The organism is Perlabentimonas gracilis, assembly GCF_011174675.1.
In the GTDB taxonomy this organism is placed as follows: Bacteria; Bacteroidota; Bacteroidia; order Bacteroidales; family Tenuifilaceae; genus Perlabentimonas; species Perlabentimonas gracilis.
Map to the genome: position 1 here is coordinate 22,319 of NZ_JAANIG010000026.1, position 24,667 is coordinate 46,985.

At 44.3% G+C, this 24,667-nt stretch carries 20 protein-coding genes and 1 tRNA gene; 6 read left to right on the plus strand and 15 right to left on the minus strand.

What is annotated here, in order from left to right:
- Positions 1-43 precede the first annotated feature (43 nt).
- Entirely contained in the window at positions 44-1,438 is a 1,395-nt protein-coding gene (locus G8O23_RS11615; RefSeq protein ID WP_166364978.1) for a bifunctional UDP-3-O-[3-hydroxymyristoyl] N-acetylglucosamine deacetylase/3-hydroxyacyl-ACP dehydratase, read from the plus strand.
- Between the two features lie 3 nt (positions 1,439-1,441).
- Positions 1,442-2,242, plus strand: a complete 801-nt coding sequence (gene lpxA, locus G8O23_RS11620) for an acyl-ACP--UDP-N-acetylglucosamine O-acyltransferase (protein ID WP_166364980.1) — start codon at positions 1,442-1,444, stop codon at positions 2,240-2,242.
- Positions 2,243-2,296: 54 nt separating this feature from the next.
- Here the strand turns inward: lpxA and G8O23_RS11625 are convergent, their stop codons facing one another.
- From G8O23_RS11625 to G8O23_RS11650, 6 genes are all read right to left on the minus strand, one after another.
- Positions 2,297-3,313 carry a DUF4837 family protein gene (locus G8O23_RS11625; protein ID WP_166364982.1) on the minus strand — a complete coding sequence of 339 codons (1,017 nt, stop codon included), beginning with the start codon at positions 3,311-3,313 and terminating at the stop codon, positions 2,297-2,299.
- A gap of 68 nt (positions 3,314-3,381) precedes the next feature.
- A complete protein-coding gene (locus G8O23_RS11630) occupies positions 3,382-4,659 on the minus strand; it encodes a lytic transglycosylase domain-containing protein (protein WP_166364984.1) in 1,278 nt (425 codons plus the stop codon).
- Between the two features lie 26 nt (positions 4,660-4,685).
- The gene (locus tag G8O23_RS11635) at positions 4,686-4,886 is read right to left on the minus strand and encodes a Sec-independent protein translocase subunit TatA/TatB (RefSeq protein WP_166364986.1); all 201 of its coding nucleotides are present in this window, start codon (positions 4,884-4,886) and stop codon (positions 4,686-4,688) included.
- A gap of 78 nt (positions 4,887-4,964) precedes the next feature.
- The gene (rseP, locus tag G8O23_RS11640; protein ID WP_166364988.1) at positions 4,965-6,281 is read right to left on the minus strand and encodes an RIP metalloprotease RseP; all 1,317 of its coding nucleotides are present in this window, start codon (positions 6,279-6,281) and stop codon (positions 4,965-4,967) included.
- Between the two features lie 62 nt (positions 6,282-6,343).
- Entirely contained in the window at positions 6,344-7,489 is a 1,146-nt protein-coding gene (locus tag G8O23_RS11645; RefSeq protein ID WP_166364990.1) for a 1-deoxy-D-xylulose-5-phosphate reductoisomerase, read from the minus strand.
- Between the two features lie 31 nt (positions 7,490-7,520).
- Positions 7,521-8,387 (minus strand): M23 family metallopeptidase, encoded by an 867-nt coding sequence (locus G8O23_RS11650; RefSeq protein ID WP_166364992.1) that lies wholly within the window; start codon positions 8,385-8,387, stop codon positions 7,521-7,523.
- A gap of 308 nt (positions 8,388-8,695) precedes the next feature.
- Here G8O23_RS11650 and G8O23_RS11655 point away from each other — a divergent pair.
- Positions 8,696-8,768: transfer RNA gene (locus tag G8O23_RS11655), tRNA-Met, on the plus strand.
- Between the two features lie 203 nt (positions 8,769-8,971).
- Here G8O23_RS11655 and G8O23_RS11660 read toward each other — a convergent pair.
- The 8 genes from G8O23_RS11660 to ispG form a co-directional block, all read right to left on the minus strand.
- Positions 8,972-9,166, minus strand: coding sequence for a hypothetical protein (locus tag G8O23_RS11660; protein ID WP_166364994.1), 195 nt, complete (start codon positions 9,164-9,166; stop codon positions 8,972-8,974).
- Between the two features lie 109 nt (positions 9,167-9,275).
- A complete protein-coding gene (locus tag G8O23_RS11665; protein ID WP_166364996.1) occupies positions 9,276-13,034 on the minus strand; it encodes an HsdR family type I site-specific deoxyribonuclease in 3,759 nt (1,252 codons plus the stop codon).
- Between the two features lie 35 nt (positions 13,035-13,069).
- Entirely contained in the window at positions 13,070-13,951 is an 882-nt protein-coding gene (gene fic, locus G8O23_RS11670) for a protein adenylyltransferase Fic (protein WP_166364998.1), read from the minus strand.
- On the minus strand, positions 13,948-15,156 hold the full coding sequence (locus tag G8O23_RS11675) for a restriction endonuclease subunit S (RefSeq protein ID WP_166365000.1): 1,209 nt from the start codon (positions 15,154-15,156) through the stop codon (positions 13,948-13,950). Before G8O23_RS11675 ends, fic begins: the two co-directional genes overlap by 4 nt.
- A complete protein-coding gene (locus tag G8O23_RS11680; protein ID WP_166365002.1) occupies positions 15,153-16,262 on the minus strand; it encodes a nucleotidyl transferase AbiEii/AbiGii toxin family protein in 1,110 nt (369 codons plus the stop codon). Before G8O23_RS11680 ends, G8O23_RS11675 begins: the two co-directional genes overlap by 4 nt.
- A complete protein-coding gene (locus G8O23_RS11685) occupies positions 16,255-17,022 on the minus strand; it encodes a DUF6577 family protein (RefSeq protein WP_166365004.1) in 768 nt (255 codons plus the stop codon). The genes G8O23_RS11680 and G8O23_RS11685 overlap by 8 nt, the downstream gene beginning before the upstream one ends.
- Positions 17,023-17,119: 97 nt before the next feature.
- Positions 17,120-18,655, minus strand: a complete 1,536-nt coding sequence (locus G8O23_RS11690; RefSeq protein ID WP_166365006.1) for a class I SAM-dependent DNA methyltransferase — start codon at positions 18,653-18,655, stop codon at positions 17,120-17,122.
- Between the two features lie 398 nt (positions 18,656-19,053).
- On the minus strand, positions 19,054-20,964 hold the full coding sequence (ispG, locus tag G8O23_RS11695; RefSeq protein ID WP_166365008.1) for a (E)-4-hydroxy-3-methylbut-2-enyl-diphosphate synthase: 1,911 nt from the start codon (positions 20,962-20,964) through the stop codon (positions 19,054-19,056).
- A 158-nt stretch (positions 20,965-21,122) separates the two neighbouring features.
- Here ispG and G8O23_RS11700 point away from each other — a divergent pair, with 158 nt between their 5' ends.
- From G8O23_RS11700 to G8O23_RS11710, 3 genes are all read left to right on the plus strand, one after another.
- Complete coding sequence (locus tag G8O23_RS11700) at positions 21,123-21,986, plus strand: universal stress protein (protein ID WP_166365010.1); 864 nt, start codon at positions 21,123-21,125, stop codon at positions 21,984-21,986.
- Between the two features lie 268 nt (positions 21,987-22,254).
- Positions 22,255-22,623: a response regulator gene (locus tag G8O23_RS11705; protein WP_166365012.1), complete on the plus strand. Its 369-nt coding sequence runs from the start codon at positions 22,255-22,257 to the stop codon at positions 22,621-22,623.
- Between the two features lie 105 nt (positions 22,624-22,728).
- Positions 22,729-23,610, plus strand: coding sequence for a mechanosensitive ion channel family protein (locus G8O23_RS11710; protein ID WP_166365014.1), 882 nt, complete (start codon positions 22,729-22,731; stop codon positions 23,608-23,610).
- A 25-nt stretch (positions 23,611-23,635) separates the two neighbouring features.
- On the opposite strand, the gene G8O23_RS11715 is transcribed toward G8O23_RS11710, so the two are convergent.
- Positions 23,636-24,655 carry a mechanosensitive ion channel family protein gene (locus G8O23_RS11715; RefSeq protein WP_219932501.1) on the minus strand — a complete coding sequence of 340 codons (1,020 nt, stop codon included), beginning with the start codon at positions 24,653-24,655 and terminating at the stop codon, positions 23,636-23,638.
- Between the last annotated feature and the right edge of the window lie 12 nt (positions 24,656-24,667).

A 24,667-nucleotide genomic window follows, 5' to 3' on the forward strand; every position in this document is an offset into this window, starting at 1 on the left:
CTTTTGAGGGTTTTTTCAATTTTACCCATAATCCAAGATCGCTATGCTTGAGAAACAAACTACACTAAACGACTTAATAGAATTTACAGGTAAAGGGCTACACACAGGTGTAGATATAAAACTGGAGGTGTGCCCTGCACCTGAAAACACAGGCTATGTGTTTGTAAGAACCGACCTTGAGGGTGAACCAACCATTGATGGTATTGCCGATAATGTGGTGGACACATCACGTGGAACTACCATTGAGCAGAATGGCATTCGCGTTACCACTGTGGAGCACGTTTTGGCATCACTATCGGGCCTTGGTATCGATAATGCCTTTATTAAGGTAGATGGACCCGAAATGCCCATTATGGATGGAAGTGCCAAGGTTTTTGTAGAGGAGATACAGAAGGTTGGCGTAAAAACTCAGGAGGCCGAGAGGGGGTTCTATGTAATAAAGGAGAAGTTGGTATATTCTGATCCTGAGCGTGGAATTGAGATTGCTGCATACCCCGATGAGTCATTTAGCATCGATGTCCTTATCGACTATAACTCAAAGGTTCTGGGTAATCAGTACGCACAGCTTATTAACCTCGACAATTTTGCCCAAGAGGTAGCACCCTGTCGAACATTCGTGTTCTTCCATGAGCTCGAGGTGCTTCTGAAAAATAACCTCATCAAAGGCGGCGACCTGCAGAATGCCATTGTTATTATGGAGAATGAGGTGCCCCAGGAGGAACTCGATAGAATCGCAGATCTTTTTAACAAGCCACGTGTTCACGTTAAGCCCGAAGGGATACTCAACAATGTTGACCTGAGATTCCATAACGAGCCTGCACGACATAAACTCCTCGATATTGTTGGCGATTTAGCGCTTGTTGGCCGTAGAATTAAAGGTAAGATCATTGCAAAGCGCCCTGGCCACCATGCCAATACCGAGCTTGCCAAGATTATTCGAAAGATGGCTCGCAAGGAGGCTATGAAGCCCAACATCCCCAAGATTGATTTAAACCAAACGCCAATATACGACATAAACCAAATCAGAAACATCCTGCCACACAGGCCACCATTCCTTCTTGTTGACAAGATTCTGCAGATGGACGATAACTCAGTGGTGGGCATCAAGAACGTGACCATGAACGAAGATTTCTTCGTGGGTCACTTCCCCGAGGAGCCTGTAATGCCCGGGGTACTCCAGATTGAGGCAATGGCCCAGGTGGGAGGTATCTTCGTGTTGAACACAGTGCCCGACCCCGAGAACTACATAACCTACTTCCTTAAAATTGATAGGGTGAAGTTTAAGCGCAAGGTTGTGCCCGGCGATACCATTGTGTTTAGGTTGGAACTGCTGGAGCCCATCCGCAGGGGAATTGCAAATATGTTTGGCCAAGCGTTTGTGGGTGAAAATTTGGTTATGGAAGGTGAACTTTTGGCTCAAATAGTAAAACAGAAATAGCGTATGATTTCATCGCAGGCATATATTCATCCCGATGCAAAAATTGGAAAGGATGTTAAGATAGAACCTTTTGCCTACATTGCACAAGATGTGGTAATTGGTGATGGTACTTGGATTGGGCCAAATGCAACCATAATGGATGGCGCTCGGATTGGGTCAAATTGCAAGATTTTTCCTGGAGCTGTTGTTGCAGCCATACCGCAAGACTTGAAGTTTAAGGGCGAGGTTACTACAGCTGAAATAGGCGACAACACGGTGCTAAGGGAATGTGTTACCGTTAACCGGGGCACAGCGTCTCGGGGAACAACCAGGGTAGGCACGAATTGCCTGCTAATGGCCTATGTGCACGTTGCACACGATAGCATTGTTGGGAATTACGTAATCCTTGGCAATGCCGTTCAGCTAGCCGGTGAGGTTGAGATTGAAGACTTTGCCATCCTTTCGGGGGGATGTCTTGTGCATCAGTTCGAAAGAATAGGCTCACATGTTATGATTCAGGGAGGCTCAAAAGTTAATAAGGACGTACCTCCTTTTGCTATGGCCGGGCGCGACCCGCTTTCGTTTGTAGGATTAAATGTTGTTGGCCTTAGGCGTCGGCAGTTTAACCCCGAGAAGGTAGCCGAGATCCAGCAGATATACAGGATTATTTATGGCATAGGCCTAAATGTATCACAAGCTGTTGCCGAGATTGAGGGCACTATGCCATCAACGCCTGAGCGTGACCTGATCTTAGACTTTATTAAATCGTCGAGCAGAGGCATAATCCGCAGCGGCCTTTCAAAATCGATAGAGGATAACGAGTAGAAATAATTTAAGAAGCACAAAAAAGGAGGCCAATTAGCCTCCTTTTTTTATGTTTTACTCTTTCTCCTCAACGGGTGCAGGGTTTATGGTTTGTAGTATGGCCTCAACTTGCCGTACATAGTTCCGTTTGTTTAGCCTGGGAGCGTAAACGTATCCATCAACAGTTATTACCTTATTTCGGTCTTCATCAACGGTTGTAAGGCTAATGAATGGGCCGCCCATAGGGTGCTGATGAACATCCCATAGGCCACGGAGCTGCCCGAAGTACCTTCCCTTAAACATTAACGAGTTGAAAGCAGGCGGTATAAGTGTTTCGGTAACCATATAGCTGCCGGGGGTTGGCCCAGGAACAAATCGCTTAAGGAAATCATTTCGTTTCTCAACTAGATAATCAGCTGTGAAGGTGTTGTCGTCGGTATACGGATACTCATAAATAAATATACCCTGGCTTGTGTGGGGCGTTTCGTACGAAATCCACACAAAATCAGTGGTGTCAAGGTTTAGGGTGTAGCCCGTAGGAAAGTACATCGACATATCAAATTTCCTTTCCACCAATCGCCTTAATCCTTCGGCCTCAAATTTCTTGGCATTTTGCACAACCCTATCGCGTTCGGCTTGCTCCAGCAGCTGTATCAGACGATCCTTTTCCTGTGCAAGCATACGCTCAATGGCAGGATAGGTAGGCCCTACAATGTTAATAACCGTTTGTGGGGCAGCCCACACGTCGCGCTGGGTTACTATTTGTGCCTCTTTAAACTCATCGCCAACCTTTGTGATGATGATGTTGCGGTGGGTTTTGAAGATGTCGGTAAAGTTAGCTGTTGGCACCATGGCCAAGCTAAAAAGAGGTTCCGATTGGGGTAGTAGAGGGTATTCCTCCTCAAGTATTTCTTTGTACAGGTTACCCATTGACTCGTTAATTACCGAACCACTTACCACAATCACCACCTCACCGGCAGCTCCTGTAATATTGGGCAATAGGGTTCGGCGTCCATCAGTACCCTTGTCGCATCCTACTATTATTGTGAGCAGAGATAATGCAAAAAGTGAATGTATTAATGCCTTTTTCATAACGGGTGATTTTTTAATAATGATTTATAGTTTGCTTGGTGCTAAGATATAACAATTTTTGGTAATGGCTAAAAGCCTACGGTTGGTAGCTGTATCAGGTCATAGGTTTGCTTATCGACCCAAAGGGTAATCTGTTGCCCAATGGCAAGGTCGGGGCTCATATTGGAATTCCAAATGTTAATGTCATCAATGGTGCAATTATACCTAACAGCAATTTTATGCAGATAGTCGCCAGGCTGAACAATGTGAATAGTTCTTACCCTATTCTCAGTACTACCGGCCTTGGCCAGAATGTCGTGAAAGGTCATATGGCTGGGAGTAGAGCCAAGAATGTCCTGTTCATGCTCCAGGTAGTTTTGCACCTCCGATATGGGTAACCGAATTGAGTTTCCTTTGTCGTTCTCGGGTACAACACCTCGCCTGTACTTAGGGTTTAAAAACCGAAGGTAATCAACAGGTATGTTGGTGTGCTGTGCAATGGCCTGAAGGGTAACCGTTTTTGTTACAACCACTGTATCCGTTTCCATATACTGGGCTGTAGGCATAGCGCTCACAATGTTGTGCTCATGGGCGTGTTGCATGATGTAGGCAGCGGCAACAAAAGCAGGCACATAGTTTTGAGCGGCTTCGGGCAGGTGGTTAAGTAGCTTCCAAAAGTTAGTTTCGCCACCAGAGCGGAAAATGGCGTTACGAACAACCCCTGGTCCAGCGTTGTAGGCGGCCATTACCAAATGCCAGTCGTTGAAAATTCGATACAGATACTTGAGGTAAAGACAGGCTGCTTCGGTCGATTTTTCTGGATCCATTCGCTCATCGATGTAGCTGTTTACCTCAAGGTCGAACATCCTACCGGTGTTAATTTTAAACTGCCAAAGCCCAACGGCACCGCTGGTTGAAACAGCCAATGGGTTTAGTGCAGATTCCACCACGGCAAGGTATTTTAGCTCAAGCGGAAGTTGGTACTTATCGAGCAGCTCATCGAATAGGGGGAAGTAAAGTTGTGCTAACCCCAGCATTTGCGAAACCTGCTCCCTGCGCTCAATGGAGTAAATGTCGATATATCGTTTTACATGCTCGTTGTAATCGAACTCGATGGGAGAGAGGTTGTCGATGGCAGCTATCCTCACCTCGTACACCAGATCGGGAAAGGTGGGGTAGGTACCATCGGTATTGTGTCCAGTACTAGTAAATGGTGCAGTGAGATTCTTTAGGCTATCGAGATTTTGAATTATTCCACACCCAATGCCACGGCTTCGGATAGCACCACCTGTAGGGGTTGGGTTACTCCAAACCCCAAGGGGTAATGCTACAGCAATAATTGCGATTAGCAGTTGGTGGCTTCGCATCCCAGCTCTCTTTCCCTAATTAAAATCTATTTATGCTCCTGATCCTTGTCCAGGGTGTCTTCTTGATCTTCGCCCTCGCGGATCCCCTTTTTGAATTCGCCAACTCCCTTACCCAGGCCTCGCATGAGCTCGGGAATCTTTTTCCCACCAAAGAATAGAAGAACTATGGCAATAATCAGTACGATTTGCCAAACCCCGGGAACACCGGCTATTACAAAGTTTGTCATGGCTTTAGTGTTAGTTGTGTCTTTCAACCGTTTTTCATCTGCCACAAATTTAGCAGCAACTATTGAAATGCAATAGGTTTATCTAAAAAGTTTAATCACGTCGTTGGCGTTGGCAAATACAAATAGAGCCAGGATAAATACCATTCCCATAATCTGCGCATACTCCATAAACTTATCGCTGGGCTTACGGCCCGATACCATCTCGTAAACAAGGAATAGCATATGGCCCCCGTCAAGTGCAGGGATGGGGAGCATATTCATAATCGCTAGTACAATTGATATAAATGCGGTAAGGTTCCAGAAGAAATGCCAGTTCCATGTTTTGGGGAAGATGCTACCGATGGTAATAAAACCACCTACCGATTCGTAGGCCTTGGTTTTGGGCGAGAAAACCAGTTTGAGCTGCTTGATGTAGCTGCTAAAGGTATCAACTCCGCTCTTTATGCCTGCAGGGATAGCGCCAATTAGTGAGTATTCAATTCTTTCCAGCTCGTAGTAGCTGTAGGGGCTCATGGGGGCAATGCCCACCATTCCGGTTTCGGGTACTGCAACATCAAGTTCTATGGGTGAACCGTTGCGCTCCATGGTTATGAGTAGTGTTTCGTTAGGGCTGCTCATTACGGCGTTGCGGAACTCATCGAAGTATAGAGCCCTTTGGCCGTTTATGGCAAGGAGCTTGTCGCCTACGCGAATATCGGAACTTTCAGCTGCCGATCCCTCAGCAACGTATTCAATTACCAGTGGGGTTCGTGGCTGAAAAAGCATTTGCGTTTTCAGTAGCTGGGGTATAAAAGCCGGATCAATCGATACGTCCACTATTTCACCCTTGCGTTCAACGGCTACCACTTTTGCTCCATCGATAATAATTGCCAAGGGAATTTGGCTAAACGATTCAACCTCTTTTCCGTCCACACTTAATATCTTGTCCCCATTTATAAAGCCAATTTCTTCTGCTAGTGGATCGCAGTAAACGCCATGGGTTACATTTTTGGTGGGTAAAAATTCTTCGCCCCAGGTGTATAGAACTGCGGTGTATATAACAATGGCTAACAAAAAGTTAACGAGAACCCCACCCGAAATGATTAAGAAACGTTGCCAAGCGGGTTTCGATCGGTACTCCCAAGGTTTTGGCGGAGTGCTCATCTGGTCGGTATCCATCGACTCGTCAATCATCCCCGATATTTTTACATATCCACCCAAGGGTAGCCAACCTATACCGTACTCTGTATCGCCCTTTTTAAGTTTAAAAAGCGAAAACCAGGGGTTGAAAAACAGGTAGAACTTTTCAACTCTAGTGTTGAATAGGCGTGCAAAGAAGTAGTGCCCCAATTCATGCAAAAATACCAGAATTGATAGGCTTAGAATAAACTGAACTATTTGATTAAAAATTCCCATTTTCTTTTTTTCTTAATGAACAGTGATTATGTGTATATGTTTTACGTTTGCTGATATATGCTTTACAAAAGTGAGTAGGCGAACTCACGTGTCGATTTGTCGGTTAGTAGATAATCGTCGTAGGTTGGGTGTGCAATAAAGGGTTGTTTCCCTAGGCAGGCCTCCACCATGTCGGCCATTTTTAGGAAGCTAATCTTTTCGTTGAGAAATGCCTCAACTGCAATTTCGTTCGATGCGTTTAGTATGCAGGGCATATTTCCACCTTTAACCATTGCCTCGCGGGCAAAGTCTAATGCAGGAAACCTATCGGTATCGGGTTCTTCAAACGTTAGGTTAGGGTAGCTTAGAAATGAGAACCGAGGGAAGTCCGATTTTAGGCGTTTGGGAAAGGCCAGTGCATACTGTATTGGCAACTTCATATCGGGAAGCCCCATTTGTGCCTTTATCGATCCGTCCTCGAATTGCACCATGGAGTGGATTATCGACTGGGGATGAACCACCACATCTATTTGCTCAGGCCTAAGATTGAACAGCCACTTGGCTTCAATCACCTCAAAGCCCTTGTTCATTAGCGTGGCCGAGTCGATGGTTATTTTGTTGCCCATGCACCAATTTGGATGATTTAGAGCGTCGGCACGGGTAACCTGTGCCAGCTGCTTGGGCGATAGGTTTCGAAATGGTCCTCCCGAAGCGGTGAGTATAATCTTCTCAATGGGATTATTCTCGCCCACCAGGCACTGGAAGATGGCAGAGTGTTCAGAGTCAACAGGTATTATGGGAACGTTATACTCCTTGGCCATTCCCATTATGAGTTCCCCAGCCACCACAAGGGTTTCCTTGTTGGCAAGGGCGATGGGCTTTTGGGCCTTCACGGCACGAATGGTGGGTAGTAGCCCTGAGTACCCCACCATGGCGGTGAGCACCATATCAACGGTTTCCATTTCTACCACCTGTGCTATGGCATCGTGTCCGGCAAAAACTTTAATATCCTCATTCTCCAGAGCAACCATAACCTCGGTGTAAAGGTCTTTGTTACCTATAACCACCACGTTGGGTTTGTACTTTAGGGCTTGGCTTATTAGTAGCTGTGAATTGTTATGGGCGGTAAGAACCTCCACCTGAAAAAGGTGTTGGTGGGCGCTTATCACATCTAATGCCTGCGTGCCTATCGATCCTGTTGAGCCCAAAATGGCTATACGCCTTTTCATTATGGTTGGGAGTGTTTACAGTTGAAAATCATCAGAAAACAATGTATTGCTCAGGATTTATTGGGGCTCCATTGTGCCAAAGCTCAAAGTGCAAGTGTGGGCCTGTGGTTAGCTCGCCCGAGTTGCCAATAATAGCAATGGCCTCGCCAGCTTTAACCTGTGCCCCCGATTGCTTCAACAGCTTGCTGTTGTGCTTGTATACCGAAAGCAAATTGTTTTCATGCTGAATTTGTATAACATAACCCGTTTCCAAAGTCCAGCTCGAGAGGGTGACCGTACCATCGGCAATGGCCACAATTACTTCGTTGGGTGGGGCTACCACATCAACACCCAGGTGTCCGAGCCTTGCATTGAACGAGTTGGTGATAACACCTTTAACGGGAGGGAAAAAGTGCAGACGTGTTAGGTTGCCCCTATCGTTTTTCGTGTCCATTACAGAGAGGTTGTACAGTTCTTCCGTTTCAATTTGCATACGTAAGAGTGAGTCCTCCATCGATCGAGAAAAGCTTATCTCGCTATACCTAATTGATGTGTCGGGGATGCTCTCCAAATTGTCGGGGCTATCACCCCTAAGTATTGTATGTAAATTGCCCAGGTAGATTTTCCACTGCTGAAGTTCTCGCTCTAAGCTATCGGTTTTTAGCGCATTCTCCACAATATGCCTGCGTGTGGTGCCATCGGGGTAGCCAGGGATAAACTCGCGGATTGGAGTAAAAGCAATTAGCACAGTAACCAACGCTACAAGCAGGATGGCCGTCCCTCCAACTATAGCAATTACGTTCAGCCTCGATAAGCGCATAACTAGCACTTCCTCAAAAGTCTGGTCGTTGTATATGCTAAGCCGATATTTGTTTTTCAGCCTGTGGATGTACTTCTTCTTCGATGTGTCCTTAGCCATAACCTTTTGTTCGAATTGGTGCAAATATAGCTTTTTTTACTGTAAGCCTTTGATGCCAAATTGCAATCTGCTGTAAATAGAGCCCCACATCCTATTAAATTTTGTTAATTACTCCTTAAACTTTGGCGCGGGAAAGTACCCTTGGTAACAACAACGATTTGCATACCGAAGTTTTTGGGAGTTTCTACTGGAAATTATTTATGTTGATAAAACAAAAAGTTTTTCGATATAGTTTGTGGGGTTGTAATTTTTTTCTACCTTTGCACCGCAATAACGGCGAAAGTTCTTTTAAACTTAACATATTATATTGCGGGGTGGAGCAGTTGGTAGCTCGTTGGGCTCATAACCCAAAGGCCGCAGGTTCGAGTCCTGCCCCCGCTACTAAAAACCCTTGTAAGTGCTTAACTTGCAAGGGTTTTCTTTTTATTGGGGGACGTTTGAGGGACGGTTTTTGTGAAAACTAGTGAAAAGATTCTTGAGGGTTTTTATATGTGCCATCAAGTTTGTTGAGTAAGTCCTGACTTTTTAGGGGCTTTGAATATATTGACCCCAGATGACTTTTGTTCATCATAAACGGCTACCTGTTAAAACCTTGGCAAGGTATAGGGTAGTAGTTTGATAAGCAGTTCTAGCCTATCCTTTGCTTCAACTTGCTCTAGCAACGAGTCTACCTTGTTAAGTTCTTCTGTTACAAATTCTTTTAGTAACTGCCTTAAGTCTGTAGTTACTTTGTTTGAAGTTCCCTTTTGTCTTCCTCCTGTTTTTACTCCTATGGCCATATTCTGAAATTTGTTGTCTATAAGTGTCTATTTTAGATAAATGATAATTCAAAAATATGGTATTAGATTATATTTAATGGCCTTAATAATGCTATTTAGCACCTAAAACTTATTCCCCCTCAGCAGCCAAACCATAATCCTTTTTGCTATCAGCAAAAGGGTACTGCTTGGCATCGGTTTCCGATAGCCTATCGGCCATCATTTTGGCCTGTTCAAGTACCGTTTCGGTGGCTTTGGCCTGTAGGTCGGGTGGGTAGCCATGCTTCCTGAGTAATCTTTTAACCTCTCTTCTCATCTTGGCCTGAACGTTCTCCCTTACTGTCCAGTCGATGCTGGTGTTTTTCCTTACGGTTTCAACTAGCTCCTGTGCAATGTGCCTTAGCACCTCATCACCTAAAACCTTAACGGCACTGTCGTTAACCTCAAGGGCAGAGTAAAAGGCATACTCCCTAAAATCTAACCCCAGTTCCTCGCCCCGGCGGTCGGCTGCCTTTATCTCCTTGGCCAGCTCAATCATTACCTCAATCACCTCCATTGAGGTGAGTAGGTTGTTTTGATATCGTCTAACGGCATCGTCGAGCATTTCTGAGAACTTTCTCGACTCAACAAGGTTCACCCTCATCCTTACCTTTACCTCGTCCCTTAAGAGCCTTTTAAGCAACTCTAAGGCAAGGTTCTTATGCTTCATTCCCTTGACCTCGGCCAAGAACTCATCGGAGAGGATGGATATATCGGGTTTCTTTAGCCCTGCTGCATCAAAGATATCTACCACCTCATCGGTAACAATGGCATCGGAGAGGATTTGCCTAATGGCGGTGTCAATCTCATCGTCGGAGAGTTGCTTTTTGCTTTGGGTAACCTTAACAATCCTTGTTTTGATGGCTTGGAATAGCGCCACCTCATCCCTAATCTCCTCGGTGTAGGGGTGTGGTACCGATATGGCAAATGCCTTGGTTAGGGCTACCACAGCGTTGGTATAGCGTTCCTTGCCATTGTCGAGGGAGAGGATATAGTTTGCTGCATCGATGGGGAAAGCCAGTTTCTCCTTGGGCGTTAGCCCAAAGAATCGTTTGTAATCAAACCCTTTGACAAGGGTTGTATCAGTGGGTTGCTCGCTGAACAACTGTGCTACCACCTCATACTTGCCCATCATCACCTCGGCAGCCTCTTGCTGGTCGAAGGTGGGTTTACCCTGACCGCCACTCTCGGTGTAAACCGATAGGGCTTTTTTAAGGTCGGAGGCAATGCCAATGTAATCGACTACCAAACCGCCCTCCTTATCCTTAAACACACGGTTAACCCTTGCAATGGCCTGCATAAGGTTATGGTCTCTCATGGGTTTATCAATATAGAGGGTGTGCAGGCAGGGAGCATCAAAACCAGTGAGCCACATATCGCGGACTAAAACTAGTTTTATGGGATCGTTGGGGTCTTTTACTCGGTTGCCAATATCCTTCCGTTTCTCTTTGCTTCGGATATGCTTTTGCCAATGGAGTGGGTCGGACGATGAGCCTGTCATAACCACCTTTACCATGCCCTTGTCGTCATCATCAGAATGCCATTCAGGACGAAGTTTGACTATGGCAGCATACAGCTCAACACATATCCTTCGGCTCATACACACAAACATTGCCTTGCCGTTGAGGGTTGAGGTTCGTTGCTCAAGGTGGGTAACCAAATCCTTGGCAACTTCCTGTATTCTATGCTCACTGCCCACAATGGCCTCTAACCTTGCCCACTTAGCCTTTAGCTTCTGGCGGTTGGTTAGCTCCTCGCTCTCGGTTAGCTCCTCAAACTCAGTATCTATCCTTGGCTTTTCCTCTTCCTTTAGGTCGATTTTTGCCAAGCGGTTCTCATAGTAAACCCTAACGGTTGCCCCATCGTCAACGGCCTGCTGAATATCATACACATCGATATAATCGCCAAAAACGGCTTGGGAGTTTTTATCGGTTTTCTCAATGGGTGTGCCTGTAAAACCAATAAACGAGGCGTTGGGCAGGGCATCCCTCATGTGTCGGGCAAAGCCATCCATAAAATCGTACTGGCTTCGGTGGGCTTCATCGGCAATAACCACAATGTTTTTCCTATCCGATAGCTTTTCATACTGACCCTTTATGCTCTTGGTTTTGCCATTGCCAAGGTCTATCTTCTCAATGGTCTCGGGCAAAAACTTCTGTATGGTGGTAAAAACAATTCCGCCTGATGATACCTTTAGCCGTTTCTTTAAATCCTCCCTGTCGGTTGCCTGTACTGGGGTTTGGCGGAGCAAATCCTGACTAAGTGAGAAGGTATCGAAAAGCTGCTCATCCAAATCGTTCCTATCGGTTAGCACCACAAGGGTTGGGTTATTGAGCGATAGCACAATTTTGCCAGCATAGAAAACCATGGTTAGGCTCTTGCCACTGCCCTGAGTGTGCCAGATAACGCCTATACGGCCGTTACCCCCAACCCCGTCCCTTCCCCCAAGGGGGGAAGGGGGTAGGGTTGTTGATGAGAACTCACCCCCTGCGCCAGTGGTATAAGGAAGTGCTGATGTGACTGAATTTTCATTTTTTGTATCTAGTGTGCTAGTTGGGTTTGGTGGGATTGGATTTGAAAAGATGATATTTTCTAACTCAATAAGAACATTTTCAATATCATTCAAAATTCTCTCGTTTCTAAAACGAATGATTTTGTTTCCAATGCTACTTAAATATTTGTCTCTTTTTATATCTTTTTTAATTCGTTCTTCTGTATCGTGGACAGAGCCGTCTAACTCAATAATAAGTTTATGTTCATTGCAATAAAAATCTACAATATAATGACCTATTTGATGTTGTCTTCTAAACTTTAAACCTAGAAATTTTTTGTTTCTTACAATTTGCCAAAAAACCTCTTCAGCAGGAGTTTGTTTTTTTCTAAGTTCCCTTGCTTCTTTTAGTAACCCGTTGAATTTAAATCCACCCTTGTAGTTTACGCTCCCTTCCCTTTGGGAAGGACTGGGGTAGGGTTGAACAGCACTTATTGTGCGTTCAACCGCCTTGTTCACGGCAAAGTACTGATGGTATCGGGGTATAATCTTTTTAATCTCCTCCTTATCGCTATGGAAAACGGTGAAGTGCCTTACAAGGTCGAGTAGCACACGCCTGTTGAGCAAACCCTTGGCCAGCACCTCCATCTGTGGGATGTTCTCATCGGCCACCACACGGCCATCGATGGATTTCCAAGGGAGGAAGAACTGACGAGGCGATGTGAGGGAGCCATACACGGCATCCCAGCCATCGGAGGCAATAAGCAGGGCGTTGTAGTGGAATAGCGATGGAATGGCCTGCTTGTAGGTTTGCAGCTGGTTAAAAGCGGCTTTGATATTTGCCCCCTCATCGGCTGCATTCTTTAGCTCAATAACCACCAAGGGCAGCCCATTAATAAACAGGATGATATCGGGGCGTTTGTTGGTGCCTGCCCGCCCAATGGCGTGGTTGTTCTCGATAACTGTAAACTGGTTCACCACCAGAAACTCGTTGCTCTCGGGGTTGTTATAGTCGATTAGCCAAATTTTATCGCCAATAATTCTATCGCCACAGCGGTACTCCACCTCAACGCCCTCGGTTAGGAAGCGGTGGAATGTGTAGTTGTTGTGGTACAGGCTGGGGCTATCGCTCCTAAGCACTTTTCTGAGTGCCTCTTCCTGTGCCTCGGTTGGCACGTTGGGGTTAATGGTGGCAATGGCATTCTGTAGGCGTTGCCTAAGCACCACCTCGCTGAACTCACGCTCCTGCTGGCTACCATCGGGCGATATGGATGTACCGTGTATGTAGGTGTAGCCAAGTTCTATTAGCTCTTGGATTACCACCTGCTCAATGCTATCTTCGGTTATAACATTTACCATCACTTTGGTTTTTTGGGGTTTAATTGACGCTTACCTTAATCATTCTCTTCGTAGTAATATGAGTAGTCAATCCCTTTCATAAAGATTTGGTGGTCGTTTATTTTGGTGGTGAGCGCTTTTTGCAGAAGTGTTTTTAGAACAATACTATTGGTTGGACTTAGCATCATGGCATTCAGGTAGTCCTGCTTGCCTATTTTACTCCAATCGACACATTTTTTGAGGCGTTTCTTTAGTATTAAATCTAACCATATTCTGGTGCTTCGGCCATTCCCTTCCAAAAATGGGTGTGCAATGTTCATCTCAACATACTTGTTAACTATTTCGTTGAATGTGGTTTCGGGCATTGCCTCAATTTGTTTTAGGGTGTTACCCAAAAAGTGAGATACGGCAAACTGAAAACCACCCTTTGAAATATTTTTTTGCCTGATTTGCCCCGCAAAATCATACAGGCCGCCAAACAGATATGCGTGTATCTGCTGCAAACCCTTGGTGGTGCCAACCTCAATGCTATCGATAAACGAGCTATCAAACAGGGCATAGGCTTTGGCCTTGCTTTTCCCGTCGATGCTCTCGTCGCTAAAGGTAAACCATTCCATAAATTGGTTTGCCTTTTTGCTTGGGAACTCTTTACCCAACGCTATAATGCCGTTGTAATCGAGCATATCGGTTAAACGCCTTTTGCCATCGGGTGCAAGGAGCTTCAACTGGGTAGTGGCACTAACCACTTGACTGTTCTCCTTCTTTAGCTTCGCTTTAAGGTATTTCCAATAGTTGCGGGTTTTGGTATAGTTATTTTGATTGGTAAGTATGGCAACAATATCGAGCACCGAGAACCACCACTTGGCGTTTTCCCCATCCCAGAGGGCCCGCACCTCGCGGTCGTTAAAAAAGCGTATGGATATTTTTGCCTCGCTCATACGGAAACGGTATTAATGCCCTTTACTTCTAGCTCTCCTGATATTAACTTGGGGAGGAGGGTGTTTCTTAATGTTGATATTGATTGATTTTCTTTAATAATTGCATCTTTATTATCAAAGATTGGGTTTATTGCTTCATCAAATTTCCTTACAATATTGTCAGATGGTATAATTATGTTTAAATCATTCAATACTTTAGTCGTCATGCTAGGTACTGCTGAACCCACATTCATTGATGCTAAATCAAACGATTTTAAAGTATAAAAGAGATACTTTGAATAATAGTCTGTTTTGATAATTGTATAAAACATTGTGTCAACAGACCAAAAGGGCTCATTAATAAAAAACATATTGCTTAAAGTTCCTTTTCTGGGAATTAGTATTGATTGCTTATCATAAAGAGCCTTATTTGCATATCTCATTATTCCACCAGAACCATATACAGGAATATCTCCATCTTCAAGATGTTTGTGGTCTTTGCCATATTTAACCTCTATAACTTCGTTTAATTTCTCAACCCTCCACCCCTTCGGCATCATCCCCAGCTCGCGTTCAACTAACTCACCGCCTGAATCTTTATAACCCCTCTGTCCTTCAGACATCTCCCCTGAGAGGGGAGAGAAGTTACCGTGGTCGTCAACGGGGAAGTTGAACTCCACAAACCACTGCTTAAACAGGGCTTGGGCAAGGGCTTCGAGGTTTCGGTTAATGGCGTTGTTAAGCTCAATCTTCTCATCGAGGGAGGAGAGGATGGAGGCGATGGCGGTTTGGGTGGGGAGGTCGGGAATATTCCATAAAGTTTCAGAAAGATGCTTCCAATCTGCCCTTGGCATTCTTGTGCCAGTACTTCCTGAGTTTGCTAATTGTGTGAACTCATCGGTAGCAAATAGATAAAATAAGTATTTTGAGTTTACACCATTCTTGGCTTTAACAACATATATATCAGTAGAACAAACACCCTCAAAATTTGGAGAGTACACTTTTTTAAAATACGGCCTAAGCTTGCCATAAAGAACATCATTAGGATAAAACTTAAATTTTTGACTTGTAACGTCTGAAGATTGCCCAATTCCATTTAAGGACAAAGATTCTGGCTCAATGTGTTCTAACCCAATATAAGGAAAAACCATATCACTATTTGGCATAAAGCCTTCTTTCCTTAGCTCTGCAATCTCCCCCAATTTATATTCTTTCCAGTGGCTCATAGTGGGTTGGTTTTAAGTAGTTGCACTGTTTGATACCAGTAGTAGAATGCCGACTTATCGGGCTGCTTCTTTAGCTTGTTTAGGAAGTTCCAGCTTGACTCCTCGATGATTAATGGAGAAATATCCTGTCCTTTGAAATGGTCAATGGGAGCGATGTCGTTTTGCAACAACTTGGCTGCTAAATATGCCACCTTTGAGGCTGCTACGATTGCTTCATCTATCCTAAAGCTGCCCATCATCAGGAAACCCGTGCCAAAGGCTTTAATACCTTCCTGTAGCAATCGGAAGTTCGTTTTTTCGGGCTCGTTCCTGTTCATATCCCTCTTAACAAGGGTAATGCAGGTTTTAATGGTGTCGTACAGAACCATATTGGGGGTAAGCCCCATTGCTTCACCCTTACTACTTCTGAATTGTATTTCCTGCTGGGTGTGTGCCATAAAGCTTCTATGCACCATTTCAATATCTGAAATTTTATCGAAAAGCCTTCCCAAGTCGAATAACTGCTTACAAATCTCCATGGAAAAGGATATTTCCCTTTTATAATATGGAATGCCAATTGTGTTTGGGGCAAAGGCTGTTAGCTTATCACCTGTTATTGCATCAATGGTAGGCGTTTTTACTACAAGTTCGGTGTCGGTTTCTATCCACTTTGCCTTAATTCTGCTTTCGATAGTCTTTGGGTAAATGGGACTATCAATGAGCACATCGAGCAGTATAGTAGGAGGATTTTTTGTTGTAAAAACCGAGTTGAATGTGAAAATGTAGTGTGCCTTGGGAACCCCCGGCTTATAGCTTCTATCCTCATCAAGGGTAACTGAGGTAAACCTCGAATTTTCAACTATTCTGTTTAGAATCTCCTCCAGTTCTTTTCGGTTAGTATTGCAGATAATATCCACATCGATGGAAAAGCGATGCTCGCCATCGAGCAGTAGAATCAAACTGGTACCACCTTTAAACACAAACTTAAGCCCACTAGCCTGTAGCATTTCGAGCAGATGCAGGGCATAAATCATTTTTTCAAGGATATTTACCTGAATATTCTTATGCTCCTTCTGCTGCTTGAAAGAGTTTAACCATTGGGTAGTATAGCATTTCTCGCTAATCATCGAGTAAGTTTTTTACCATATACGACATATTCTTCTCAATAAAAATCTTAATATCCTCTTCACAATCACGCCTTTTAGCGTAGCTAAATAGTTTGGTGAAGTTGATGGTGTAATTTTTTAAGGTATTCTCATAGATTCTAGTTAGCTCTGCCCCCTGATAGAAGTAAAAAAGTTTATTGTCAGCAAAAAGATCAACCAGAATTTTTTCGAGAAGAGGAACGGGCACTTTTGCCTTTTTGCTGATAATCTTTCCAACTGGAGAACGTGTAACTAATTTTTTAATCACAACAGGAAAATTGCTTTCAGCAATATAGAAGTCAACATCTTTCTTGTCGGGGTTAATGTAGGTATCAAAATTAAAAGAGTCCTTTACATGGTAGTAGGTCGATTCAACAAAATCCTTTTCAACCTCAACAATAACAATATGCTTGTTAGATTGGTGCTGCGAGAACTCGTTAACCCAATCGGTTTCCCAGATACAATACTTTACATCCGAGAATTTTTCCTGAATGCTTTTTGCAAGTCTTAGAGATTCTGTCGAAAGTTGGGGCTTGAAAAAAGGTTTGTATGAGATGGTGTAAACACCCCTTTTTAATACTTTAATAATGTTTTTACTCTTTAGGTTGTAAATTCTCCAGCCCAAAGTACCTTCTTTTATATCAGGTTCAAATCCTCGATAGAAATCAAGGAGTTCTTCCCGGCTAAAGGACTCTTTGCCATTAAATTCATCTATAAGTTTTTTCTCAATTGCTCTTGGCATGCTTTACAAATTTTTGCCAAATATAGAAAATATTGGCAAATATTAGAAATCAAAAAAACGCCAGCAAATAAAAATATTGGCAATAATTTGATTTATTTTAAATCTTAATGCCTACTCTCAGCAGATTTTCTTTGATCTTGATTTGCAACTCATTGGATTGCTCAAACTGCTCCTTTAGCTCTGCTGCTATAGCGTTTACCTTCTCCTCAAAGGGAATCCCATCGTCCTCCACCTCCTCGGTGCCCACATATCGCCCAGGCGTTAGTACAAAGTTATTGGCCTCAACCTCGGCAATGGTGGCTGCCTTGCAGAAGCCTGCTACATCCTCATACTTGCCATCCTTGTTTCGCCAAGAGTGGTAGGCGTTGGTTATTTTGGCAATATCATCATCGGTAAAGGCCTTGTTCTTTCTGCTGGTCATTGTACCAATTTTTCTGGCATCAATAAACAGAATCTCGTTGCTTCTGTCCCTAAATTTGCCTGCCCGACTACTAGGCGGGTGGTTCTTCCTGTTCCTTGCCAAGAACCAAAGGCAGGCTGGAATTTGGGTGTTGAAGAATAGCTGTGTGGGTAGGGCTACCATACAGTCAACCACACCCTCCTGTATCATTGCCTTTCTAATCTCTCCCTCGTTGCCCGAGTTGGTGGTCATGGAGCCATTGGCCAGCACAATGCCAGCAGTGCCACTTGGGTTAAGTTTGTTTATGAATAGCTGTAACCATCCATAGTTGGCATTACCCACAGGAGGTATTCCATACCTCCATAGATGGCTATCCTGTAAACTTTCTCCGCCCCAATCGGAGATATTGAAAGGAGGATTAGCCAGTATGTAATCGACCTTTAAATCCTTGTGCTTATCGGCATGAAAGGTATCGCCCAGCTCAATCTTGGCATCAATACCACGGATGGCAAGGTTCATCTTGCACAGCTTATAGGTGGTTGGGTTGCTCTCCTGACCATACACCGCTATATCGCCAATTCTTCCACCGTGAGCATCGAGAAATTTCTCACTCTGCACAAACATACCACCTGAGCCACAGCAACCATCATATATTCTACCAGAATAGGGTTCTAGCATCTCCACCAAGAGTTTTACAATGCTTTGAGGGGTATAGAACTGTCCACCACGCTTGCCCTCGGCATCGGCAAACATACCAAGGAAGTATTCATAAACACGGCCAAGCAAATCCTTGCTGCTATGCCCCTGCTGGTTAAAGCCAACATTCCCGATCATGTCAACCAGCTCACCCAATCGCTTCTTGTCGAGGGCGGGGCGGGCATAGTCCTTTGGTAGCACGCCCTTAAGATTTGGGTTCTCCTTCTCAATGGCCTCCATAGCATCGTCAATATCCTTACCTATGCTGGGTAGTTTGGCTCTCTCATGCTGTAGGTACTGCCAACGTGCTGTTGGTGGCACAAAGAACACATTCTCGGCAAGGTACTCGTCCTTATCCTCGGGGTCGGATAGGGGATCGCCCTTTAGCTTGTTGTATAATTCATCAAAGGCATCGGAGATATACTTTAGGAAGATAAGCCCAAGCACAACATGCTTGTACTCGGCAGCATCCATATTGTTTCTTAACTTATCGGCTGTAGCCCATAGGGTTTTTTCAAGGTCTTTAGTATTGAGCATTACAGTTGAAGTGAAATGTTAAAAAGGAAATGTGTCACTTCAAAATTAATGAAAAATGGGAAACGGTCACGATATCTTCTGTGGTAATTGTCGTGTTATTGAACAGAGACTGATGAAGAAGGAGGCGCTGCCCCCTTCTTTAATACAATAGTTAAGATCAATTGAAGTATCTTGTTGATTGTTTAATTTTTCTGTCCAGTTCCTCTATAAACTCATCACTAGAGTTAATGAACTCTTTTTTAACAGATTCACGGATTGCCTTCCGATGATAGTTTGCTTGCTTTTTTTGTAATTAATTTTGCTCGTTCCAGTTAGCAATCAAATGTATTTGCAAGGTTTTTTCTTTTATTGTGGGCGCTTGTAGAATGGTTTTATGTATATTCTACAGGTTGTAAAACTTACCCATCAACCCAGTCGCCATTCAATTTTATTAGCTCAATTAGCTCATCTACGGCTTTGTCCTCTGGGATATTCTTTTTCACAACCTCCTGCTTTCGGTAAAGCGTAACCTTTCCAGGGCCTGAGCCCACATAGCCGTAATCGGCATCGGCCATCTCGCCAGGGCCATTCACTATGCAACCCATTACCCCAATCTTTAATCCCTTAAGATGCCCAAGGCGTTGCTTTACCTTAAGCAGGGTTTGGTTTAGGTTAAATAACGTTCGCCCGCAGCCGGGGCATGATATAAACTCCGTTTTGGTGATACGAACCCTAGAGGCTTGCAGAATGCCAAAGGCGGTGGATCGTATGGATGATTGGGTGACCTGACTGACGTCGGCAGGCAGATTGATTGTGAGCATAAGGCCATCGGCTAGGCCATCGATAAACAGCGGGCCAGCAATGGCCGAGGTTTGTATTTGGAGGTTGGCCGAGGTGGTGTCTCTAAGCTTTAGCGAAGCAACTATTGGTATGGTTAGCCCTGCTGTTATAATGCTAAATATGGCATTTCTTAGGGCGTAAAAATCGTTGTAATCTCTGGCAGCTATAATAAGCGCAGTATCAGACAAACCTTTTAGCCTCTCAACCAATTCGGGGGTTATATCAATAGCATCAATTTCTATAAAACTTAACTCAGTTGCGGGTTTTGAAGGTGTGGCTTGAGCTAGGTTAACAAGATGATATCTACAAAGCCTGCTTGTTCCAACAAGGGGTAGTTGATGCGAATTCTCCAATCCATCGGGTGCAGCATCTCCAACGTAAATGTAGTCGGCAGCATTCTCATCAGATTTCCACTCGCCATTCTCATTGTCGTACAACCAACCCCACTGCGCTAGTATATCGTAATTTAAGCTTTGGATATTAGCCATGACAATTGGCGGGTTGTCGCCTCCAACGTTACCAACAGCCTTGCTATTAATCTTTTTAAATTCAAATGGATTTACGGGGATATCATCAACGTGTGGTATGCTCACATTTTGCCAATGGGCAAAAATATTCACCAGGTTTTGAGCCACGGGTATCTCATTGGCCGGTTCTTCGGTGAGTGATACGCGAATAGTATCGCCAATGCCATCAATTAGCAATGCGCCAATGCCAACAGCCGACTTTATACGACCATCTTCGCCCTCGCCAGCCTCGGTTACGCCTAGGTGTATGGGGTAGTTCAGGTTCTCGTCCATCATCATGGAGTATAGGTGGCGTGTTGCCTGCACCATTACCCGCGTGTTGCTCGATTTCATGCTCACCACCACCTTGTGGTGATTATGCTTGCTGCAGATACGCACAAACTCCATGGCGGAGTGCGCCATACCAATGGGCGTATCGCCATACCTACTCATAATGCGTTGCGATAGCGAGCCGTGGTTCACGCCAATGCGTATGGTAACATCGTTCTGCTTGCAAATAGCCAGAAGTTCGAGAAATCTTGATTCGGCTCGCTGCAGCTCCTTTCCGTACTCAGCATCTGTAAAAGTAAAAGTGGAGGTTCTCGATTTATCCGAGAAGTTTCCGGGGTTTATCCTTATTTTATCAGCGTGTTGTGCTGCTTCCATAGCAGCAGCCGGATTGAAGTGTATGTCGGCAATAAGCGGAGTGTTGTAACCGCGCTGGCGGAGTCCCTGCTTCACAAGTCCTAAACTTTGCGCCTCCTTAACACCCTGGGTAGTTAGTCTTACATATTCAGCACCTGCCTTTATAGTCAAAATGCACTGCTCAACCGTTGCCTCAATTTGATTGGTGTTGGTGGTGGTCATGGTTTGCACCCTAATGGGATTGGAGCCCCCCAGTGCAATTCCACCAATATTCACCTCGAGAGTTGGTTTGCGTTTGTAGGTGCTTGTGTTGTATATGTCTGCTTGGAGGTTATTCATGGCAAAAAGTTTTCACAAAGTAAATCCTTTGCATCATTTTAAACAACAACACTGTAGTTTGTTTTGCATAACATCAAAAAAAAGATGGAGTTAAAACCTGTAAAGTATGAGTTTATTGCTAAGTTTGCTAAGTCCCTAATCTTTAATATCATTAAACCATGAAGAATATAATTGTTCCCATCGATTTTTCGGAAGAATCGCTGAATGGCCTTAGGCTTGCCATTCATTTTGCCAACAGGTTTAGCAGTAGAGTGCAAATGGTGTATGTGCAAAAGTACCCATCGGAGATGGGGCGAATAGGCTATGAGGAGGAGAAGAAAAATGCGTTGCAGAAGTTCGAGTTACTTAAGCAGGAGTACGCACCTAAGCTTCATAAACCCGAACTACTGGAGTATATCGTGAAAAAAGGTAAGATTTTTCGTGAGGTGGTGAACCAAGCGCAGGCCTTCGATAACTCTGTAATTGTTTGCTCAACCCATGGAGCATCGGGGTTCGAGGAACTGTTTATTGGTAGCAACGCCTTGAAAATTGTTTCTGCATCAGATCTCCCTGTTATCACCATTCGCCACGGTTCTGTAGCCCGCGAGGTTAAAACCATAGTGCTCCCCATCGACTCGTCCAACGAAACTCGGCAAAAGCTACCCCTTACGGCTCAGGTTGCGGCAGCATTTGATGCCGAGGTGCACGTGCTAGGGCTAACTACCACCGAAAGCGATGATATTGAGAACAAGGTGGCTGCTTACTGCAAACAGGTTTGTGAGTATCTAAAGGATCATGGTGTTAGGTACAAGCTCGAACGGCAAAAGGGTCGCGATGTAACATCAACAGCAATTAGCTATGCCCTTGATGTGGAGGCCGACCTTATTTCGATTATGACTGAGCAGAACGACAGCCTTGCCGATATAGTGCTTGGAACTGCAGCACAGCACATGCTCAACAAATCGCCAATTCCGGTGCTAAGCGTTACACCCAAAGAGATCTTTATTCTTGGTAGCTTCAGAACCAGTGGTGCTCCATACTAGGTGTTAGGTTTTCTTGTTGACTTGTTGTAGGCATTACTTCAACTTTAGTAAACCTACAAACTAATGGCGTAGCCACTAGCATTGTTGTACAACAGAACAAAACGTTAAACTTAGTTAGGATTATCTAAATTTTGCAAAACTTTTTTTGTAAATTGCTGTATAAGCACCAAAATGTTCCAAATAAGCTGCATATGGCATTGCAACAATTTGTTTCCCCAAGATGCATGCAAGACATGAGGTTTAGGACAATTAAAACACGCTAAAGGGTATGTCAGAAAAGGTTTCATTGCTTTACGTTGACGATGAGTCAATCAACCTAAAGCTCTTTGAACTTAATTTTAAATCGAAGTTTAGAGTTGTAACTGCGCTTTCGGGCGTTGAGGGTCTTGAAATTCTTAATAGCGACCCTAGCATCTCGGTGGTTATTAGCGATATGCGTATGCCCAAGATGGATGGCCTAGAGTTTATTGCCAAGGCCAAGCAAACCTTTCCGCACATTGTGTATTATATATTAACAGGCTTTGATATTACCGATGAGATTAACGAGGCTCTTAGTACGAACCTGATAGATAAGTACTTCAGAAAGCCTTTCAACTTCAGAGAAATTGAGGGTGCTATTGCTTCTGCCCTGGATTAGGTTTACTACCCAAAGAATATTTCCATTGCCCCCTCAGTATAAATTGCCGAGGGGGTTTTTGGTAAAAAGAAAATAATTACCTTAGTGTAAATAATTCTGAATAGTATGGAATCCTTCTCCGACTTTTACCGAATGGTTGTTGACTTCCTGTCAAAGCCTGTGTTCTCTTCCTCCGACTCAAGGATTTCAGTAGGTATGTTGCTATACCTTGTGCTGGGGTCGTGGCTCATCATTTTTCTCTCTAAGCTTTTAAGCCGGCTGGTGGTTGAACGTTTGCTAAGAAGGTATGGAACCGAAAAGGGGGTTTCCCATGCCATTGGCACCATTTTTAGGTACATATTTGTTTTTATTGGCCTAATAGTGGTTATTCAGTCTACAGGGATTGACCTTAGTGCTCTAACTGTTCTGGCTGGCGCCTTGGGTGTGGGTATTGGTTTTGGCCTGCAGAACGTAACCAACAATTTTATTAGTGGAATAATAATTCTTTTTGAGCGACCCATTAAGGTAGGCGATAGGGTGGAGCTGCCCGAGCTCGATAACCTTACAGGCGATGTGGTTAATATCTCGGCAAGGAGTACAACCATTAATACCAACGACAATATTACCATTGTGGTTCCCAACTCAAAGTTTGTGTCCGATACAGTGATAAACTGGAGTTACAATGATGCCAATGTGAGGTTCAATATCCCCGTAGGGGTGTCATACAAAGAGGATCCCGAGGTGATTAGGCGAATTCTTGTTGATGTGGCCAAAGCACACCCCGGAGTGCTCATAAATCCCCCGCCCGATGTGCTTTTCGATGAGTATGGTGATAGCAGCCTAAACTTTTTGCTTCGAATTTATACTAACGAGTACAGCCGAACGCCAAGGGTGCTTAAAAGCGATTTGTACTACGCAATATTTAAAAAGTTTAAGGAGAAGGGCATTGAAATTCCCTTTCCGCAGCGCGATGTGTACATTAAGGAGAATGTTACTACCCCCAAATAGCCTTACCTAAACATCATTTTTTCGCTTACATATCGTCGATTAGTCCCTCCTTTTGTAGCTCTCTGAGCACAAGTTCGGTCATCTCGCTTTTAAATGGGAATTCATGGCGCACATCGTTTACGTAAGCCTTTAGCCGCATCTTGAGTATAGGTTGATTGTTAGTTTTCTCACTAAAGAAAAGCACGGTAATGGGCTTGTTTAGGTAGATGTATTTTGATACCTGAGCAACCTCAAGGGCTATTTCGCGGGCGCGTTTGGTATCGATGGTGTGGGGTAGGTACACCTCGGCTACTACCTGACAGTTATTCTCGCTCGAGTTGGCGTTGGAAATGGACTGGTTCATCATCTCGGAGTTGGGGATGGTAACCACGCTGTCGTCAGGGGTTACAATTCGTGTAGATCGGAGCCCCACCTCAAGCACCTCGCCGTAGTACTTCCCCGACTCAATCTTATCACCAATCTGAAAGGGCTTGTCGAAAAGTATCATCAGCCCACCAAAGATATTCTTGAGCAAGTCCTGCGAAGCAAAGCCAATGGCCACACCCACCGATGCAAAGAATGCGAATACCGTTTCTCGTGGAGGCTGAAATATTCCGCTAATAATTATGTATGTTACAAATGCCCAACCCGCAATTTTCACCATGGGTAGTATACGTCGAATTGATGGCTGATACTTGGGTTGCCTATCGCTAATTAGTGAGAGTATTCCAGAGATTGCCTTGAGTATGAAGTAACCAATAAAAATGAAAACGATGGACCAGAAAATCTTACCAAACGATATCATTCCCTTTACGTCGGGAGGGTGAGTAATCTCTTCTCTGAGCGATGGTGTGGTTTTTGCTTTCTCCGTGGGCGTGTCGATTTGGGGCTCTTTGGCTAACCCTTTGGTTGTTACAACTACAACAGTTGAATCGGTACCCTCTGGATTAGTTGGCTGTGCTTGTTGCCATATGTAGGCATTGGAGCCTGAAGCTGTGGTAAGCCCCAAAAGGCATAGCATCAGAATTATCGTTTTCCTTCTTATGTCGGTTGCTATTCTATTCATGGTTTGTATAGT

Bases quoted from the DNA above. Each gene is read 5' to 3' on its own strand.
- G8O23_RS11665 (WP_166364996.1), bottom strand. From the start codon at position 13,034: ATGGTAAATGTTATAACCGAAGATAGCATTGAGCAGGTGGTAATCCAA.
- G8O23_RS11715 (WP_219932501.1), bottom strand. From the start codon at position 24,655: ATGAATAGAATAGCAACCGACATAAGAAGGAAAACGATAATTCTGATG.
- G8O23_RS11690 (WP_166365006.1), bottom strand. From the start codon at position 18,655: ATGCTCAATACTAAAGACCTTGAAAAAACCCTATGGGCTACAGCCGAT.
- G8O23_RS11675 (WP_166365000.1), bottom strand. From the start codon at position 15,156: ATGAGCCACTGGAAAGAATATAAATTGGGGGAGATTGCAGAGCTAAGG.
- G8O23_RS11615 (WP_166364978.1), top strand. From the start codon at position 44: ATGCTTGAGAAACAAACTACACTAAACGACTTAATAGAATTTACAGGT.
- G8O23_RS11630 (WP_166364984.1), bottom strand. From the start codon at position 4,659: ATGCGAAGCCACCAACTGCTAATCGCAATTATTGCTGTAGCATTACCC.
- G8O23_RS11650 (WP_166364992.1), bottom strand. From the start codon at position 8,387: ATGGCTAAGGACACATCGAAGAAGAAGTACATCCACAGGCTGAAAAAC.
- G8O23_RS11705 (WP_166365012.1), top strand. From the start codon at position 22,255: ATGTCAGAAAAGGTTTCATTGCTTTACGTTGACGATGAGTCAATCAAC.
- ispG (WP_166365008.1), bottom strand. From the start codon at position 20,964: ATGAATAACCTCCAAGCAGACATATACAACACAAGCACCTACAAACGC.
- G8O23_RS11710 (WP_166365014.1), top strand. From the start codon at position 22,729: ATGGAATCCTTCTCCGACTTTTACCGAATGGTTGTTGACTTCCTGTCA.
- lpxA (WP_166364980.1), top strand. From the start codon at position 1,442: ATGATTTCATCGCAGGCATATATTCATCCCGATGCAAAAATTGGAAAG.
- G8O23_RS11660 (WP_166364994.1), bottom strand. From the start codon at position 9,166: ATGGCCATAGGAGTAAAAACAGGAGGAAGACAAAAGGGAACTTCAAAC.
- fic (WP_166364998.1), bottom strand. From the start codon at position 13,951: ATGAGCGAGGCAAAAATATCCATACGCTTTTTTAACGACCGCGAGGTG.
- G8O23_RS11680 (WP_166365002.1), bottom strand. From the start codon at position 16,262: ATGATTAGCGAGAAATGCTATACTACCCAATGGTTAAACTCTTTCAAG.
- G8O23_RS11635 (WP_166364986.1), bottom strand. From the start codon at position 4,886: ATGACAAACTTTGTAATAGCCGGTGTTCCCGGGGTTTGGCAAATCGTA.
- rseP (WP_166364988.1), bottom strand. From the start codon at position 6,281: ATGGGAATTTTTAATCAAATAGTTCAGTTTATTCTAAGCCTATCAATT.
- G8O23_RS11685 (WP_166365004.1), bottom strand. From the start codon at position 17,022: ATGCCAAGAGCAATTGAGAAAAAACTTATAGATGAATTTAATGGCAAA.
- G8O23_RS11645 (WP_166364990.1), bottom strand. From the start codon at position 7,489: ATGAAAAGGCGTATAGCCATTTTGGGCTCAACAGGATCGATAGGCACG.
- G8O23_RS11700 (WP_166365010.1), top strand. From the start codon at position 21,123: ATGAAGAATATAATTGTTCCCATCGATTTTTCGGAAGAATCGCTGAAT.
- G8O23_RS11625 (WP_166364982.1), bottom strand. From the start codon at position 3,313: ATGAAAAAGGCATTAATACATTCACTTTTTGCATTATCTCTGCTCACA.